This window comes from Aurantimonas aggregata, assembly GCF_010500835.1.
In the GTDB taxonomy this organism is placed as follows: domain Bacteria; phylum Pseudomonadota; class Alphaproteobacteria; order Rhizobiales; family Rhizobiaceae; genus Aurantimonas; species Aurantimonas aggregata.
This window is the reverse complement of record NZ_JAAAMJ010000004.1, coordinates 172,821-188,938: the sequence shown is the minus strand read 5'-3', so window position 1 is coordinate 188,938 and position 16,118 is coordinate 172,821. Positions and strand designations below refer to the sequence as shown.

At 66.7% G+C, this 16,118-nt stretch carries 17 protein-coding genes; 9 read left to right on the top strand and 8 right to left on the bottom strand.

The window, feature by feature from the left end:
* Positions 1-83: 83 nt before the first annotated feature.
* Positions 84-1,253: a mandelate racemase/muconate lactonizing enzyme family protein gene (locus GTW51_RS08735; protein WP_163043526.1), complete on the top strand. Its 1,170-nt coding sequence runs from the start codon at positions 84-86 to the stop codon at positions 1,251-1,253.
* A gap of 94 nt (positions 1,254-1,347) precedes the next feature.
* Here GTW51_RS08735 and GTW51_RS08730 read toward each other — a convergent pair whose 3' ends face one another.
* The 4 genes from GTW51_RS08730 to GTW51_RS08715 form a co-directional block, all read right to left on the bottom strand.
* Positions 1,348-2,343 carry an Ldh family oxidoreductase gene (locus GTW51_RS08730; protein WP_163043525.1) on the bottom strand — a complete coding sequence of 332 codons (996 nt, stop codon included), beginning with the start codon at positions 2,341-2,343 and terminating at the stop codon, positions 1,348-1,350.
* Positions 2,340-3,272, bottom strand: a complete 933-nt coding sequence (locus tag GTW51_RS08725) for a hydroxyacid dehydrogenase (RefSeq protein WP_163043524.1) — start codon at positions 3,270-3,272, stop codon at positions 2,340-2,342. The genes GTW51_RS08730 and GTW51_RS08725 overlap by 4 nt, the downstream gene beginning before the upstream one ends.
* 87 nt (positions 3,273-3,359) lie before the next feature.
* Positions 3,360-4,538: a UxaA family hydrolase gene (locus tag GTW51_RS08720; RefSeq protein ID WP_163043523.1), complete on the bottom strand. Its 1,179-nt coding sequence runs from the start codon at positions 4,536-4,538 to the stop codon at positions 3,360-3,362.
* 75 nt (positions 4,539-4,613) lie between these two features.
* Complete coding sequence (locus tag GTW51_RS08715) at positions 4,614-4,901, bottom strand: UxaA family hydrolase (protein WP_163043522.1); 288 nt, start codon at positions 4,899-4,901, stop codon at positions 4,614-4,616.
* A 153-nt stretch (positions 4,902-5,054) separates the two neighbouring features.
* Here GTW51_RS08715 and GTW51_RS08710 point away from each other — a divergent pair, with 153 nt between their 5' ends.
* From GTW51_RS08710 to GTW51_RS08700, 3 genes are all read left to right on the top strand, one after another.
* Positions 5,055-5,780, top strand: a complete 726-nt coding sequence (locus tag GTW51_RS08710; RefSeq protein ID WP_163043521.1) for a GntR family transcriptional regulator — start codon at positions 5,055-5,057, stop codon at positions 5,778-5,780.
* A gap of 279 nt (positions 5,781-6,059) precedes the next feature.
* Positions 6,060-7,070 (top strand): YeiH family protein, encoded by a 1,011-nt coding sequence (locus GTW51_RS08705; RefSeq protein WP_163043520.1) that lies wholly within the window; start codon positions 6,060-6,062, stop codon positions 7,068-7,070.
* A gap of 186 nt (positions 7,071-7,256) precedes the next feature.
* Positions 7,257-7,616 (top strand): hypothetical protein, encoded by a 360-nt coding sequence (locus GTW51_RS08700; protein WP_163043519.1) that lies wholly within the window; start codon positions 7,257-7,259, stop codon positions 7,614-7,616.
* A 43-nt stretch (positions 7,617-7,659) separates the two neighbouring features.
* On the opposite strand, the gene GTW51_RS08695 is transcribed toward GTW51_RS08700, so the two are convergent.
* Positions 7,660-8,145 (bottom strand): MarR family winged helix-turn-helix transcriptional regulator, encoded by a 486-nt coding sequence (locus GTW51_RS08695; RefSeq protein ID WP_163043518.1) that lies wholly within the window; start codon positions 8,143-8,145, stop codon positions 7,660-7,662.
* Positions 8,146-8,438: 293 nt separating this feature from the next.
* On the opposite strand from GTW51_RS08695, the gene ectA reads away from it, so the two are divergent.
* From ectA to GTW51_RS08670, 5 genes are all read left to right on the top strand, one after another.
* The gene (gene ectA, locus GTW51_RS08690; protein WP_163043517.1) at positions 8,439-8,990 is read left to right on the top strand and encodes a diaminobutyrate acetyltransferase; all 552 of its coding nucleotides are present in this window, start codon (positions 8,439-8,441) and stop codon (positions 8,988-8,990) included.
* 50 nt (positions 8,991-9,040) lie between these two features.
* Positions 9,041-10,327: a diaminobutyrate--2-oxoglutarate transaminase gene (gene ectB, locus GTW51_RS08685; protein WP_163043516.1), complete on the top strand. Its 1,287-nt coding sequence runs from the start codon at positions 9,041-9,043 to the stop codon at positions 10,325-10,327.
* 11 nt (positions 10,328-10,338) lie between these two features.
* Positions 10,339-10,731, top strand: a complete 393-nt coding sequence (locus GTW51_RS08680; RefSeq protein WP_163043515.1) for an ectoine synthase — start codon at positions 10,339-10,341, stop codon at positions 10,729-10,731.
* 32 nt (positions 10,732-10,763) lie between these two features.
* Positions 10,764-11,693, top strand: coding sequence for an ectoine hydroxylase (thpD, locus tag GTW51_RS08675; protein ID WP_246232806.1), 930 nt, complete (start codon positions 10,764-10,766; stop codon positions 11,691-11,693).
* A gap of 83 nt (positions 11,694-11,776) precedes the next feature.
* Complete coding sequence (locus GTW51_RS08670) at positions 11,777-13,222, top strand: aspartate kinase (protein ID WP_163043514.1); 1,446 nt, start codon at positions 11,777-11,779, stop codon at positions 13,220-13,222.
* Between the two features lie 183 nt (positions 13,223-13,405).
* On the opposite strand, the gene GTW51_RS08665 is transcribed toward GTW51_RS08670, so the two are convergent.
* Genes GTW51_RS08665 through GTW51_RS08655 form a run of 3 tightly spaced genes read right to left on the bottom strand, consistent with a single transcriptional unit; the run spans position 13,406 to position 16,099 of the window.
* Positions 13,406-14,467 carry an aldo/keto reductase gene (locus GTW51_RS08665; protein WP_163043513.1) on the bottom strand — a complete coding sequence of 354 codons (1,062 nt, stop codon included), beginning with the start codon at positions 14,465-14,467 and terminating at the stop codon, positions 13,406-13,408.
* A 15-nt stretch (positions 14,468-14,482) separates the two neighbouring features.
* Entirely contained in the window at positions 14,483-15,097 is a 615-nt protein-coding gene (locus tag GTW51_RS08660) for a DAK2 domain-containing protein (RefSeq protein WP_163043512.1), read from the bottom strand.
* A gap of 3 nt (positions 15,098-15,100) precedes the next feature.
* Positions 15,101-16,099, bottom strand: a complete 999-nt coding sequence (locus GTW51_RS08655; RefSeq protein WP_163043511.1) for a dihydroxyacetone kinase subunit DhaK — start codon at positions 16,097-16,099, stop codon at positions 15,101-15,103.
* Positions 16,100-16,118: the final 19 nt, after the last annotated feature.

Sequence of the window (16,118 nt, the reverse complement as noted above, 5' to 3'; positions counted from 1 at the left end):
TCCCCCCTTGTGGGGGAGATGCCGGCAGGCAGAGGGGGGTGGATGTGCCGCCGACCTCGAAGAACAACAACCAGGAACGCTCCATGCGCATCACCGCCATCCGGGAAAAGACGGTCTCGATCGCCAGCCCGATCGCCAATGCCTTCATCGATTTCTCGAAGATGACCTGCTCGGTCGTCGCGGTTGTCACCGACCAGGTCCGCGACGGCCGGCCGGTCGTCGGCTTCGGCTTCAACTCCAACGGCCGCTATGGCCAGGGCTCGCTGATGCGCGAGCGTTTCATCCCGCGGCTGATGGAGGCCGATCCCGCGACCCTGGTCGACGAGGGCGAAGCCAATCTCGATCCCTTCGCCATCTGGAAGACCATGATGACGAACGAGAAGCCGGGCGGGCACGGCGAGCGCTCGGTCGCCGTCGGCACGATCGACATGGCGGTCTGGGACGCCGTGGCGAAGATCGCCGGCAAGCCGCTCTACCGGCTGCTCGCCGATCGCTACAGGGACGGCGTGGCCGATGACGACGTCTGGGTCTATGCCGCCGGCGGCTACTATCATCCGGGCAAGGAGATCGAGGGCCTCAAGGACGAGATGCGGTCCTATGTCGACCGCGGCTACACGGTCTGCAAGATGAAGATCGGCCTCGCCCCGCTCGCCGACGATTTGAAGCGCATCGACGCGGCGATCGAGGTCGTGGGCGACCCGGCCCATCTCTGCGTCGACGCCAATGGCCGGTTCGACCTTACAACCGCCGTCGCCTATGCGAAGGCGCTCGAGCCCTACGGCCTCTACTGGTACGAGGAAGCCGGCGACCCGCTCGACTACGCGCTGCAGGCCGAGCTGGCGCAGCATTATTCCGGCCGCATGGCGACCGGCGAGAACCTGTTCTCCATGCAGGACGCGCGCAACCTCATCCGCTACGGCGGCATGCGCCCCGACCGCGACATCCTCCAGTTCGACTGCGCCCTCTCCTACGGGCTGGTCGAGTACATGCGCACGCTGGCGATGATGCAGGAGAACGGCTGGTCGAGCCGGCGGGTGGTGCCGCATGGCGGCCACCAGATGTCGCTCAACATCGCCGCCGGTCTGCATCTGGGCGGCAACGAATCCTATCCGGACGTCTTCCAGCCCTTCGGCGGCTTTGCCGACGCGACCGAAATCAGGAACAGCCGGGTCGGCCTGCCGAATGTGCCGGGCGTCGGCTTCGAGGCGAAATCGGCGCTCTACAGCCTGCTCAAGCGCGAATTGCTCGACTGAGCGGAGGCAGGTGAGGCGTTAGCCCCGGCGCTTACTGGACAGCAAAGAGCCGCCGATCCTCAAGGTCGGCGGCTCTTTGCGTCACGCGTACGGCTCAAATTGCCTTGATGGCGGCCAGCAGGTCGTCCTCGACCGCAATCCCCTCGGCCAGCGCACGGCGGCGAAGCGCGCCGCTGCGCCGGCCGGGAATGCGGGTGCCGGGCTCGTCGGCGATGGCATAGATCAGCACGCCCAGCCGGGCGATTGCCTGCGGCCCGCCCATGGCAGCCGGATCGAGCACCAGCAGGAACTGGCCGAGCCCCGGCGGCGGGCCCTTGTCGTCGAACAGCGACGTCGCCTCGGACGCGTAGTTGGCGCCGGTGAGGCCGGCCGACAGCATCTCCACCACCAGCGCCAGTGCGGCGCCCTTGGCGTCGCCCATCGGCACCATCGTGCCGGCGAGCGCGGCGTCGACGTCGGTGGTCGGACGGCCCTCGGCATCGAGCGCCCAGCCTTCCGGGATCGACGTGCCCTTCTGCTTGGCGGCCATCACCTTGCCGCGGGCGATCTTCGACAGCGACAGGTCGACGACGATCGGTTCGCCATCCGGCAGCGGCGCCGCGAAGGCGATCGGGTTGGTGCCGAAGAGCGGGCGCGTGCCGCCCCAGGCCGCCATGGCGCCGGGGGAATTGGCCATCATCAGCGCCACCAGCCCGGCTTCGGCGAAACGCTCCACCGTCAGCCCCAACACGCCGGCATGGTGCGAGCGGCGGATGGCGGCGACCGCGACACCGGTCTCGGCGACGATCCCCGGCATTTCCGCGACGGCGAGGTCGAGCGCCGGGAAGGCGAAGCCGTCGGCGGCGTCGATGCGCAGCAGCGCCGGGCGCACCCGGTCGGCGTCCGGCACGGCGCGGCCGGCGACCTTGCCGCTGCGCGCCTGGCCGCAATAGGCGACGAGCCGGCGCAGGCCATGGCCGCTCTGGCCCGCAGCCTCCGCCGCGACGAGGCCGCGCCCCACCGAGGCCGCCTGTTCGGGCCCGGTGCCGCTGCGCTCCAGCGCGGCAGCGGCCAGCGCCTCGGCTTCGGCGACGGACAGGATCTCGCTCATCGCAGCGCCTCCAGATGCTTCAACACGTTCTCGGCGGTGACGGCGCTCACCCGCACATTGGATTCCGCCGTGACGCCGGCGATGTGCGGCGTCAGGATCAGATTGCCGAGCCCTTCGAAGACCTCGCCCGCCGCTTCGGTCAGCGGTTCGGTCTCGAACACGTCGAGCGCCGCGCCGCCGAGCGTGCCGCCCCGCAGCGCCGCGGCAAGGGCTGGCTCGTCGACGACGCCGCCGCGGGCGGTGTTGACGAGAACGGCGCCCGGCTTCATCCGGCCGATCGCCGCGGCATCGATCATGTGCCGTGTCTCGGCGGTCAGCGGGACGTGCAGGCTGATCACGTCGCAGGATGCCAGCAAGGCGTCGAGGTCGAGCCGCTCGGCGTCCCGCCAGGCTGGATCGGACTCCGGCAGGAACGGGTCGAAGGCGGCGATGGTGAAGCCGAAGACCCGGGCGCGCGCCGCCGTCTGGCGGGCGATCGACCCGTAGCCGACGAGGCCGAGGCGCTTGTCCATCGCCTCGCGGCCGATCAGGCGCTGTCGCGGCCAGCGTCCGGCGGCGACGTCCGCCGTCGCCGCATAGGCGCCTCGCAGCAGCGTCAGGGCAGTCGTGACGACGTATTCGGCCACCGCCACGTCGTTGGCGCCGGTCGCCGGATAGACGGTGACGCCGCGCGCCTTGCAGGCGGCGAGATCGATATTGTCGAGGCCGACGCCGAGACGGCCGACGCAGGCGAGCTCCGGGGCGTTGCGAATCAGCGCTTCGGTCACCTTCGTGCGGTTGCGCACGACCAGCGCCCGGGCGGCAGCGACGGCCGCCGCCAGGTCACCGGGCCGGTCGACCAGTTCGGGATCGTAGAGCGTGTCGTGACGGGCGCGCAGCAGGTCCACCGCCGCCTCGTCCATGAATTCGGAAATGACGATGTCGGCCATCGTGTCCCCTTGCACTGGCTTGAAAGGCAAAAGCCTTGCCGGCCGCCCCGTGTGGGGACGGCCGGCAAGGCTTGATGGCAGCAGGCGTCAGGCGCTGCGGTAGAGCTTGGTCATCACGAACTCGCGGTGGCCGAGCGCTTCGGCCGCGGTGACGCGGCCATTGGCAGTGCGCATGATATTCTCGATCAGCGCGTCGCCGGCCTGGTCGATCGTCATGTCACGGCGCAGGATGCCCGAGACGTCGACGTCGACATGCTCCGACATGGTCCGCACGGTGCGCGGGTTGGCGGTGATCTTGATCACCGGGATGATCGGATTGCCGATGACGTTGCCCTGTCCCGTCGGGAACGTGTGGATGACGTAGCCGGCGGCGGCCATCAGCGTCACGCACTCAGCCGCGGCCGAGGACGTGTCCATGAAATAGAGGCCGTTGCCCTTGGCCGGTGCCTCGGCCGGCTCGAGAATGTCGATGTAGCGGCACTCGCGGCCGATCTTCTCCAGATTGCCGAGCGCCTTCTCCTCGATGGTCGAGAGGCCGCCCTCGATATTGCCCTTGGTCGGCTGGCTCTCGGAAAGATCGTCGGTGGCGTGGGCGAAGATCACGTCGTCCTGGTAGGCCTTCCACATCTTGTACCAGCGCTCGCCCGTCTCGGCGTCGGCGGCGCGCTCCTTGCAGATATGCTCGGCGCCGGTGATCTCGGAGGTCTCGCCGAAGACGCCGTAGATGCCTTCCGGGATCAGCTTGTCGTACATGTTGCCGACGGTGGGGCAGGAGCCGAGGCCGGTCGTGGTGTCGCTCTCGCCGCATTTGGTCGAGACCCAGAGCTCCGAGACGTCGCATTCGACGCGCGGCACCTCGGTCGCCCACTGCACGAACTCCTTCGCCTTGCGCGAGACGTCCATGATGGTCTTCAGGTCACCGTTCTGCTCGATCGAGAAGGCGGCCACCGGTTTGCCGGTCGCGGCGATGCCGTCGGCGATCTTCTGCGTCCAGCCAGGCTCGATGCCGACGACGATGCAGGCGGCGACGTTCGGGTTGGCGCCGGTGCCGATCATGGTGCGGAAATGCAGGTCGAGATCCGGCCCGAACTGCAGGCGGCCATAGGCGTGCGGCAGGGCCAGCGTGCCCTTGATGTTGTTGGCGACGGCCTCGCAGCAGGCGTTGGAAATGTCGTCGACGGGCAGGATGACGACGTGGTTGCGAACGCCCACGCGGCCGTTCTCGCGGCGATAACCCTGGAACTTGCGGTTTGTATTGATCGGCATGGCTTTGGCTTTCTCTTCGAATCTGTCGGACTGGTTCGTCGCGGGGCGACGGCGGCGGGCGTTAGCGCCGCGCTATCACCAGCGGTTCGTCTTCAGATTGTGGACGTGGACATGGCTGCCCTTCTTCACGTCCGCCTTGAAGCGGCCGATGTCCTCGCCGTACTTCACCGCGACGTCGCCGGCCGACACGTCCTTCAGCGCCACCTTGTGACCGATCGGCACGTCGTCGTTGCAGGTCAGGGTGAAGGAGGAATTGTCGTGGGTGACGACGCAGAGCATCTCGGTGCCGGCCTTGAGATCCTCGACGACGACGACGCCGACATTGTCCTTGTGGTCGTGTACCAGCAGTTGCGGGATGCTCATGTTTGTTCCTCCGGGTAGGGATTTTCAGTTTCCGCTGGATGCAGGCCGCGCAGGCGCCGCCTCACCACTCTTGTATAAGACATAAATTATGTTTACATCGACGTGTCAAGCGGGGGCGGCAAGAATTGCCCGTCGCATCCTCAGGAGCCGATCATGAGCGAGGCAGACAGGGCGCCCGCCTTCCGGCCGCTTTACCGGCAGGTCCGCGAGGCACTGATCCAGCGCCTGATCGATGGCGCCTGGACACCCGGCATGATGCTGCCGAGCGAGTTCCAGATCGCCGCCGAGCTCGGCGTCAGCCAGGGCACCGTGCGCAAGGCGCTCGACGCGATGGCCGCGGAGCACCTGCTGGTGCGCCGGCAGGGTCGCGGCACCTTCGTCGCGCTGCCCGAGGAAGGACGGATCCTGTTCCAGTTCTTCCGACTCGCCGCCGATGACGGAACGCGGCTATTTCCCGAAAGCCAGGTGATCGAACGGCAGCGCGAGGCCGCGGGCGCCGCCGCGGAAATGCTGCAGATCGAGGCTTCGGCGGAGGTCTGGCGGATCGGACGGATCCGGCGCCTCGGTGGCCGGCCGGTGATCGCGGAAGAGATCGTGCTGCCGCTTGCCCGCTTTGCCAGCCTCGCCGAATTTCCCGACCTGCCGAACAACGTCTATGCGCTCTATTCCGAGCACTTCGCGATCACCATCGGCCGGGCGGTGGAGCGGCTGAAGGCGACGGCAGCCGACGAGGCGACCGCGGCCCAGCTCGGCTGTCCCGTCGGCCATCCGATCCTGTCGATCGAGCGCGTCGCCTTCGCGCTCGATGGCACGCCCGTGGAATGGCGGGTTTCCCGATGCCTCACCGACGGGTTCCACTATCAGGCCGACCTGCGCTGAGGAGGTCGGCGCGCCGGCCCGCCCCGGCCGTCCCGCCGCGCCGCCATCGTGCGCCACGCCCGCGGTCAACGCGGCCCGACCGAGAGATCGATCGGAGCGCGAGAGGGAATCGAAATCGGGGCATCAGGGGCTTTGCGATGTTAACAACTCTTGTATAAGACAAAAAATATGATTTCTTGTCCGACGTGACGATGACGATTCCATCCCGCGTCTCCGGCCGGCCCGAGGTCGTCCCCGTTTCCGCCGACGACCGCTTCTTGGCGCACGACAGGTAGCCCGATGTCCGAAACCACCCTATCTGCCGTCCACGCCCGTTATCGTCCGCTCCTGCCCGGCATTCTGCTGGCGCTGACCGTCGCGGCCGCGGCGCGCTTCGTCGCCGATCACTACGGCGCGCCGGTCATGCTGTTCGCCCTCCTGATCGGCATGGCGTTCAACTTCCTTGCCGTCGATCCGCGCTTCAAGCCGGGTCTGGAGTTCTCCTCCAAGAACCTCCTGCGCATCGGCATCGTCCTGCTGGGTGCCCGCATCACCACCAGCGACATCGCCTCCCTCGGCATCTCCACCTTCGCGACGGTCGTCGGCCTCATCGCGCTGACCATCGGCACCGGCTTCGTATGCGGGCGCATCTTCAACAAGCAGTGGCGCTTCTCGCTGCTGACCGGCGGCTCCGTGGCGATCTGCGGCGCGTCCGCGGCTCTCGCGATCGCCTCGGTTATCCCGCACAACGAGAAGACCGAGCGCAATCTGCTCTTCACCGTCGTCTCGGTGACGACGCTGTCCACGATCGCGATGATCCTCTATCCGATCCTCTTCACGGCGCTGGGCCTAACCACCAGCCAGAGCGGCTTCCTCGTCGGCGCCACGATCCACGACGTCGCCCAGGTGGTGGGGGCGGGTTATTCGATCTCGACCGACGTCGGCGACGTCGCGACGATCATCAAGCTGCTGCGCGTCGCCATGCTGCCCGTCGTGCTGGTCATCATCGTGCTGGCGCTGGCCGGCCAGAAGCGCGGCGGAGCGAAATCCGTCCGCCTGCCGCTCTTCGTCGTCGGCTTCGCTGCCCTCACCGCCGTCAACAGCCTCGGACTGCTGCCGCCCGTTGCCGCCGGTTTCGCCGTCGACCTGTCGGGCTGGCTGCTGGTCGTGGCGATCGCCGCGCTTGGCGTGCGCACCAACATGAAGGACATGCTGCAGCTCGGCTGGCAGCACGTCGCGATGGTCGTCACCGAGACGCTGGTCCTGCTGACCCTGGCGATCGCCGCGGTCGAGATCGGCCTCGCCGGCTGACCTCACCCACCGGTACCAGTGGTATCCCTTCCCGTCCGCTGTTGAGTTCGGGTTTTAAGTAACTGCCGGCCCCACCTCCGACCCTAACTGTCATGTTTACCGGTCGATAATGTCGCTGGGAGGCCGCGCCTTCGCGGATTGCAGATGGGAGCGTGCGGCGGCACAGTCAGCCGCATGAGAAAACTCTTGATCGTCGCGCTGCTGGCGCCGCTTGCCGCTTGCACCACAAAGCCCATTGCCGAGATGAGCTATACCGAGGTCAAGGTTTTGGCCGATGAAATTATCGAGCGATGCAACGACCAAGGCGTCGCTAACGGCTCTCCAGAGATGACGATATGCCTCCGCCAAGAGGTTGGCAGAGAAGACGCCACGCGGGCCGCCAATGCCCAACGCCGACAAGCTTTCGCGCAGGCGCTTTCCCAAGCGGGCGATAATATGCAGCGGCAGGCTGATCGGCAGGCACTGATTAATGCCGCACAGGCCAACAGGAACATTTCTTGCCGATCGACCGGCTTTGGAAACACGGTCACCACGAATTGCTATTGAGCGAACGGGACGCTGCCCGCCGCGTCGCTGACGTGACGGCTGACTAAAGCGTGTCCGGGACCAGGGTCTGCTCGGCTTCGAGGACCGGCGCGGCCTCGCCGATTTCTGGGGCGAGCATGGCGGCCACGCGCTCGAGCGAGGCGATCAGCATCGACTGCTCCCAATCCTCAAGCGCCAGGAACTGTTCGTTGAAGCGGGCATGCACCCCATCCGGGGCGATCACCAGGATATCCTGCGCCCGCGGCGTCAGGGAAAGCCAGACCTGCCGACGGTCGGTTTCACCCTTGCGTCGCTGCAGCATGCCGAGAGCCTCGAGCTTGTGGATCAGAACCGTGGCCGTCGCCTGGGTGATGCCCATGCGGGCGGCGAGATGGCCGGCAGTCTGCTCTTCGCCCTCCTCCAGCATCTGCAGGAAAATCAGCTGCGAGGGGGTGAGCCCGGTCTCGGCCAGCAAGGCCTTGGCGTTGAGATCGGTCGTGCGCAGGATCTTGCGCATCGCGGTGAGGGCACGCTTGGTCCGGTTTTCCAAATAGCGCGATCCATCTGTGGGCACGAGCCGATCACCTTAGCTGCTCGAATACGCGATCCCAAGCGCGATCGCGACGTATCTCGACGGTCGATATCATTCGTAAATACGAATTATCCTACTGAAGGTAAACCTGTTTCGCATATCCGAGCAATAAAAATCTGCACGGCCGAAACACCTCCTAGCGCTCACTAATAGCGATTTTTGGGCGCAAATGCGTATCAATAGCTCGCAGACGGCATTTGACATTTAGTTAGATACGACTAACCTTCTCGGTGATCAGCGAGGAACCGAAAATGCAGACGACAGAGTTGAGCCGCCGAAAGGTCCCATCGGCCAGGATCCACCTGAGGGCCCCACGGCGCCAGGATGGTGCCGATGTCTGGGCCCTCGTGCAGGGCACCGCCGGGCTCGACGACAACTCGATGTACTGCAACCTCCTCCAGTGCACGCATTTCGCCGCGACCTGCGCGCTCGCCGAAATCGACGGCGCGGTGGTGGGCTGGGTTTCGGGCTATATCCCGCCCGAGACCCCGGACGTGCTCTTCGTCTGGCAGGTCTGCGTCAGCGAAAAGGCCCGCGGGCAAGGGCTGGCGCGGCGGCTGATCGCTTCGGTGCTTGCCCGCGACGTCTGCTCGGACGTGCGTGTCGTCCATTCGACCATCACCGAGGCCAACAAGGCATCCTGGGCCCTGTTCGGCTCGATCGCCGACTCGCTCGAGGCCGACCTCAACCGGCAACCGCATTTCGAGCGCGACGACCATTTCGATGGCCGGCACGAGACGGAGTATCTGGTCTCGATCGGTCCGTTCGAGCGCGCCGCGCTGCCCTTGCGCGATGCCGCCTGAGGCGAGCCCGGCTCCCCCTCATCATTCACCGTCCCAAGAAAGACGTGTTCATGACAGCAACGATTTCCGCCTTTTCCCCCGTGTTCGACCGTGTCGAAAGCCAGGTCCGCTCCTATTCGCGCAGCTTCCCCAAGACCTTCGGCAAGGCACAGGGCGCCACGCTCTTCGACAAGTCAGGCGCGGCCTACACCGACTTCCTCGCCGGCTGCTCGACGCTGAACTACGGGCACAACGACCCCGACCTCAAGGCGGCGCTGATGGACTACATCGCGTCCGACGGCATCGCCCACGGGCTCGACATGTTCACCGACGCCAAGCAGGCGTTCCTGGAGACCTTCGAGCGCGTCGTGCTCAAGCCACGGGGCATGGACTACAAGCTGCAGTTCACCGGCCCGACCGGCGCCAACGCGGTGGAAGCCGCCATCAAGCTGGCGCGCAAGGTCACGGGGCGCACCGAGATTGTCGCCTTCACCAACGGCTTCCACGGCGTCACGCTCGGCGCCCTGGCCGCGACCGGCAACTCGGGCCACCGCCAGGGCGCCGGCACCGCGCTCCCAGGCGTTTCGCGCGCGGCGTTCGACGGCTATTTCGGCCCCGACATCGACACGGCGGACATGCTCGACCAGCAGCTGTCCGACCCGTCGAGCGGCTTCGACGCGCCGGCGGCCTTCATCGTCGAGACCGTGCAGGGTGAAGGTGGCCTCAACGCCGCGTCGCCCGAATGGCTGAAGAAGATCGAGGCGATTGCCCGCCGGCACGGCGCGCTGTTCATCGTCGACGACATCCAGGCCGGCTGCGGACGGACGGGCAGCTTCTTCTCCTTCGAGAAAATGGGACTCGACCCCGACATCATCACCATGGCCAAGTCGCTTTCCGGCATGGGGCTGCCGATGGCGCTGACGCTGTGCAAGCCGGCGCACGACATCTGGGAGCCGGCCGAGCACAACGGCACCTTCCGGGGCAACAACCATGCCTTCGTCACCGCGACCGCCGCGATCGAGAAGTTCTGGTCGGACGGCGCCTTCGAGGCCGAAGTCGCGACGAAGGCCCGCTATCTGGAAGATCGGCTGGGTGCGATCGCCGGGACGCACGGGTTCACCCTGCGCGGACGCGGCATGATGCGCGGGATCGATACCGGCTCCGGCGCCGTGGCCGAAGCGATCTGCCGGGCCTGCTTCCGGCAGGGGCTGATCATCGAGACGTCCGGCGGCCACGACGAGATCGTCAAGGTTCTCGCGCCGCTGACCATCGGCCAGGCCCAGTGGGCCGCCGGCCTCGACATACTCGAGATGGCGTTCGACGAAATCCTGGGCGGCCACCGCGCCGCCGCCGAATAGAAGGCACGACCATGATCATCAGAGACCTTGCCGAAGCACGGCAGACCGAGCGTCTGGTCACGGCGGAAGGCTGGGATTCGACCCGGCTGCTGCTGGCCGGGGATGCGATGGGATTCTCGTTCCACATCACCCGCATCCACGAGAACACCAGTCACGAATTCCACTACAAGCATCATTTCGAGAGCGTCTACTGCATCTCGGGCGAAGGCTCGATCGAGGATCTGGCGACCGGCGAGGTCCATCAGATCCGCCCCGGCGTGATGTACGGGCTCGACCAGCACGACCGGCACCGCCTGAACGCCAGATCGGAAATGGTGATGGCGTGCTGCTTCAACCCGCCGGTCAGCGGCAGCGAAGTGCATCGCGAAGACGGATCCTACGCGCCGGCCGCCGAATCCGCCTGATATTTGAACAAACACGCAGGAAGGAACTCCCCATGAGTACCGCCATGCAATGGAACAGCCCCGACGATATCTATCCCACCCGGCTCGAGACCGAGCAGTGGCTGGAGCGCCGGGATCCCACCTTCTGGGGCAGATGGACGCCGCAAGCGCCGCTCACGCGCGAGCAGACCGAGAGCTTCGAGGAGAATGGCTATCTCGTCCTGACAGACGTCTTCTCGCCGCTCGAAGTGACGGCCCTGCAGGAGGAGTCACGCCGCATTCGCAGCGGCGAGTCGACGCTGACGGCCGAAAACGTCATCACCGAACCCGGCTCGAACGAGGTCCGCACGGTCTTCCGGCTCGACGAGCAGAACGCCCTTTTCGATCGCCTGGCGCGCGACGAGCGCATCGCGGGGCGGGTCAGCTATCTGCTCGATGACGAGGTCTACCTTCACCAGAGCCGGTTGAACTACAAGCCGGGCTTCACCGGCAAGGAATTCTACTGGCACTCCGATTTCGAGACGTGGCACGCCGAGGACGGCATGCCGCGGATGCGCGCGATCTCCGCCTCGATCCTGTTGACCGACAACGATGCGCTCAACGGGCCGCTGATGCTGATGCCGGGTTCGCACCGCTCGTTCATCGCCTGTGCCGGCGAGACGCCCGAGGACAATCACAAGACGTCGCTGAAGAAGCAGGAGGTCGGGGTTCCGAGCCACGACAGCCTGACCGAGATGGCCGACCGGGTCGGCATCGACTACGCGGCGGGCGCTGCCGGAACCGTCGTGCTGTTCGACTGCAACACGCTGCACGGCTCGAACGGCAACATCACGCCATTCCCGCGCTCGAACGCCTTCTTCGTCTACAATGCCTGGAGCAACAAGGTGGTCGATCCGTTCGCCGCCCGGTCGCCTCGCCCGGCGTTCCTGTCGTCGCGCAATCCTGCCGGCCCGATCGAGATCGCTGGCGGCAAGTTGGCCTGACCGGGCGTCCGCCGCCCTCAAGACGACGCACAAACTCAGAGAATTGGCCGTTCCCGTCCGCCGGGAACGGTACTGGAGACTTCATGCCCAAAGCGCCTCACAGCGTCGAAAAGATCGGCGGCACCTCGATGTCGCGAACCGCCGAATTGCTCGATACCGTTTTGATCGGCAGACGCACGGGAGAGGCGCTGTACAACCGGGTCTTCGTCGTCTCTGCCTATGGGGGCATGACCGACGCCCTGCTCGAGCACAAGAAATCCGGCGAGCCCGGCGTCTACAAGTTATTCGCCGGCGCCGAGAGCGGCGGGAGCTGGGGCGAGGCGCTCAGCCAGGTGGCCCGGCGCATGCTCGACAGGAATGCCGAGATCTTCGCCGATGACGGCTTGCGCGAGGCCGCGGACCGCTTCGTCACCGAGCGCGTCGAGGGCGTACGCTCCTGCCTGATCGATCTGGCGCGGCTTTGCTCGTTCGGACATTTCCAGCTCGAGCAGCATCTGATGACCGTGCGCGAGATGCTGTCCTCGCTCGGCGAGGCGCAGTCGGCGCACAACACCGCGCTGTTGCTGAAAAGCCATGGCGTCAACGCCCGGTTCGTCGACCTGACCGGTTGGTGCGAGGACGGACAGTTGCCGCTCGACGAGGCGATTACGCGGGCTTTCGCCGACGTCGATATCAGCCGGGAACTGCCGGTGGTCACAGGCTACGCCCAATGCGTCGAAACGCTGATGGAGACGTATGATCGCGGCTATTCCGAGGTGACGCTGTCACGCGTGGCGGTGATGACGAAGGCTGCCGAAGCGATCATCCACAAGGAATTCCATCTGTCGTCGGCCGATCCCCGCATCGTCGGTGCGGATGAAGTGCGGGTCATCGGCGAGACCAATTACGACGTCGCCGACCAGCTTTCGAACATGGGCATGGAGGCGATTCATCCCCGCGCGGCCAAGAGCCTGCGCCAGGCCGGCATTCCCCTGCGCGTCAAGAACGCCTTCGAGCCTGACCATCCCGGAACGGTGATCCGCTCGAATGCCCTCACGGCGCGCCCGGGGGTCGAGATTGTCACCGGGCTCAAGGGAGTCTTCGCCTTCGAGTTCCACGATCAGGACATGGTCGGGGTCAAGGGTTACGACAGCGAGATCCTCGAGGCGCTGCGCCGGCACAAGGTCTGGATCATCGCCAAGACCTCGAACGCCAACACGATCACGCATTTCCTCAAGGGCTCGATGCAGGCGATCAAGCGCGTCGAGGCCGATCTTTCCAAGGCGTTTCCGAATGCCGGCATCAACCTGCGCAAGCTGGCGCTCGTATCGGCGATCGGCAGGGACCTCGGCGGCATCAGCACGCTCGGCAAGGCGATAACCGTGCTGGCCGAAGCCGGCATCGTGCCGCTGGGCGTCCACGACCTGATCCGCAAGGTCGACCTGCAGGTGATCGTCGAGGAGGCTGACTTCGAGGCGACCATCCGGGCCCTGCACAAGGGTCTCGTCGCCAGCGAGGTCGCTCCCTGCACGGACAGGCTGGCGGCCTGAACGTGCTTGCCACCAACGGCGCGCGGCGTTGCTGTTCCGCCTGTGGCTGCTCAGCGCGACCGGTGTGCCCGGCATAGCCAGGACCGCACCGGGCGAAAGATGAGCTTTCATGCGGGCGGCGGCGGGCCTCCACCAAGCGCCGGAAGGATCCGGCGCTTGGCCTTCGCCCTGTTCTCCGCCCCGTCACACCAGCCCGAGATCGCGATAATTGTCGTGCAGGACGTCGTCGGCGGCGCAGAAGCGATCGGCCGCGAAATTATGCTGGTGCCAGTAGGGATAGAGGTAAGGCGGCCGGCTGACCTGGTTGAGCCGTTCCAGTTCGTCCGCTGAAAGCTTCAGTTCCGCCGCTGCGATATTCTGCCGGAACTGCGTCTCGCTGAGGCCACCGACGACCAGCGTCGAGACGCCCGGGCGCGACAGCGTCCACGCCAGCGCCACCTGGGCCGGCGCCAGGTCGCGGGCTTCGGCGATCTCGACGACACAGTCGACGATCCGCCAGAGCCGCTCCTCATCGCGGATCGGCGGCTCGCTCCAGCCGGCTGCCTGACGCGAATCCGCCGGCCGGCTGTCGCGCCGGAAGGCGCCTGACAGCAGCCCCGCCGCAAGCGGCGACCAGACCATCGTCCCGACGCCCTGGTCCACCGCGATCGGCAGGAGTTCGTATTCCGCCTCCCGCGCTTCCAGCGTGTAATGGATCTGCTGGGCGCCAAAGCGCGGCAGCTTCTCACGCTCGGCGATGCCGAGCGCCTTCATGACGTGCCAGCCGGAATAGTTCGAGCAGCCGGCATAGCGGATCTTGCCCTGGCGCTGCAGCGTATCGAGCGCCGCCAGCGTCTCATCGAGCGGCGTCAGCCCGTCCCATTCGTGCATGAGGTAGATGTCGATGTGGTCGGTCCGCAGCCGCTTCAGGCTGCGCTCGCACTCGCGGATGATGTGGTAGCGCGAGGCGCCTTCGTCGTTGGGACCCGGCCCGATCCGCATCCGCGCCTTGGACGAGATCAGCACCTCGTCGCGCCTTCCTTCCAGCACCTCGCCGAGAATCGCCTCGGAGCGGCCGAGCGAATACATGTTGGCGGTGTCGAAGAGGTTGACGCCGCCCTCGATGCAGACATCCACGAGGCGCCGCGCCTCGGCGACGCCCTGCGAGGCGACCTTGGCAAAGGCCCCCTCGCCGCCGAACGAGAACGTGCCCATCGCGATCGCCGAGACCTTGAGGCCGGAGCGGCCGAGCGTCCTGTATTCCATCGCGTCGGTCTTCCGTTACGAGGTCTGGTCGGCAAGCGGCTCGACGATGCGCAGGAACGCCAGCTGGCCGGGATCGTCGAGCGCCGCGCTCTTCTCGGCGAACATGCGGGCGCGGCCGAGCTTGCAGGGCTGGCCCTTGAAGGCCTCCAGCGTCGCGCGCGCCGCTTGGACCGCCGCTGCGGCCATGGCCTCGGGCGCCATGCCCTCCAGCGCCTGTGCCGACCGGTCTAGACTGTCGAGCACGGTCTTGGCCCCGAGTTCGCCCTTGCCGCGGGCCATCATCGCGTCGCGGGCCGCGGCGACGAGCGCCGGGATCTCGGACGCGGGAACGTCCGACCGACCCTTGGTCGCCTTGGCGGCAGCCATGAAGCCGGTCGCGACCAGGGTGCCGTACGACGAGGACGACACCCGCTGGAAGGCCTTGGCGCATTCCAGCAGGGCGAGCCCCACGTCCTCCGGCAGGTCGGCGTTGGCCGCCTCGCGAAACCCCTTCGAGACGGTGATGCCGAGATCGCCGTCGCCCAGCTGACCATCCGCGGCGTTCAGTTCGGCCGCGGCGGCTTCCGCCGCCGCCGCCACTTTACCGAGCGCGGCAGCGATGGCTGCCTTGTCGATCGTGGTGCTGCTCATCGCTCAGCCCACGCGCCAGTAGGCGCACGCCGCCGGCGCCTTCAGAAGGGTCTCGAGTTCGTCGTCGAGCGCGATGACCGTCAGGGTCGCGCCGGTCATCTCCATCGAGGTGGCATAGCGACCGACCAGCGGCATGACGATCTCGACCCCGGCCTCGTCGAAGCGCTGCCGGACGCGGCGGTACATGATGTAAAGTTCCTCGAGCGGCGTCGCGCCCAGCGAGTTCACCAGCACTGAGACCCGGTCGCCCCGGGCGAGCGGCCGGTCGGCCAGGAGGCGGTCGATCATCTCGTCGGTGATCGCGTCCGCGGGCTTCAGGCTGTCGCGCCAGATGCCGGGCTCGCCATGGATGCCCATGCCCATTTCCATCTCGCCGTCGCCGATCTCGAAATTCGCCTTGCCGGCCTGCGGCACGATGCAGGGCGACAGCGCCATGCCGATCGAGCGGCAGGCGTCCGCCGCCTTCTGGGCGATGCGGGTGACTTCGTCGAGATCGGCCATGGTGTCGGCTGCCGCGCCGGCAATCTTGAAGGCGTAGATCATGCCGGCGACGCCGCGGCGCTTCTCGGCCTCCTCCTTCGGCGCCGAGACGACGTCGTCGGCCAGCACGACCGTCGCGGTGCGGATGTCGTCCTCCATGTCGACCATCTCGCCGGCCATGTCGAAGTTCATGACGTCCCCGCCGTAATTGCCGTAAAGGCGCAGGACCCCCGCCCCGCCATTCGCCCGGCGGATGGCGCCGGCCATCTGCTCGGCCGATGGACTGGCGAAGACGTCGCCGATGGCGCAGGCGTCGAGGAAGCCCGGTCCGACATAGCCGGTGAAGACCGGCAGGTGTCCGGAGCCGCCGCCGGTGACGATGCCGACCTTGCCGTCGATCGCGCCTCCGGCGCGGGCGATGACCCGGCGCTCGGGCTGTGCGTAGAACTCGGGATGGGCGGCGGTGAAGCCTTCCAGCATCTCGTCGACATAGTGGCTCGGGTCGTTCAGGATCTTCTTCACGAGATCGTCTCCCTCAGAG

Excerpts from the sequence above, each read along its gene's own strand:
- GTW51_RS08680 (WP_163043515.1), top strand. The coding sequence starts at position 10,339 with ATGATCATCAGAGACCTTGCCGAAGCACGGCAGACCGAGCGTCTGGTC.
- GTW51_RS08670 (WP_163043514.1), top strand. The coding sequence starts at position 11,777 with ATGCCCAAAGCGCCTCACAGCGTCGAAAAGATCGGCGGCACCTCGATG.
- GTW51_RS08730 (WP_163043525.1), bottom strand. The coding sequence starts at position 2,343 with ATGAGCGAGATCCTGTCCGTCGCCGAAGCCGAGGCGCTGGCCGCTGCC.
- thpD (WP_246232806.1), top strand. The coding sequence starts at position 10,764 with ATGAGTACCGCCATGCAATGGAACAGCCCCGACGATATCTATCCCACC.
- ectB (WP_163043516.1), top strand. The coding sequence starts at position 9,041 with ATGACAGCAACGATTTCCGCCTTTTCCCCCGTGTTCGACCGTGTCGAA.
- GTW51_RS08725 (WP_163043524.1), bottom strand. The coding sequence starts at position 3,272 with ATGGCCGACATCGTCATTTCCGAATTCATGGACGAGGCGGCGGTGGAC.
- GTW51_RS08710 (WP_163043521.1), top strand. The coding sequence starts at position 5,055 with ATGAGCGAGGCAGACAGGGCGCCCGCCTTCCGGCCGCTTTACCGGCAG.
- GTW51_RS08665 (WP_163043513.1), bottom strand. The coding sequence starts at position 14,467 with ATGGAATACAGGACGCTCGGCCGCTCCGGCCTCAAGGTCTCGGCGATC.
- GTW51_RS08715 (WP_163043522.1), bottom strand. The coding sequence starts at position 4,901 with ATGAGCATCCCGCAACTGCTGGTACACGACCACAAGGACAATGTCGGC.
- GTW51_RS08735 (WP_163043526.1), top strand. The coding sequence starts at position 84 with ATGCGCATCACCGCCATCCGGGAAAAGACGGTCTCGATCGCCAGCCCG.
- GTW51_RS08705 (WP_163043520.1), top strand. The coding sequence starts at position 6,060 with ATGTCCGAAACCACCCTATCTGCCGTCCACGCCCGTTATCGTCCGCTC.
- GTW51_RS08720 (WP_163043523.1), bottom strand. The coding sequence starts at position 4,538 with ATGCCGATCAATACAAACCGCAAGTTCCAGGGTTATCGCCGCGAGAAC.
- ectA (WP_163043517.1), top strand. The coding sequence starts at position 8,439 with ATGCAGACGACAGAGTTGAGCCGCCGAAAGGTCCCATCGGCCAGGATC.
- GTW51_RS08660 (WP_163043512.1), bottom strand. The coding sequence starts at position 15,097 with ATGAGCAGCACCACGATCGACAAGGCAGCCATCGCTGCCGCGCTCGGT.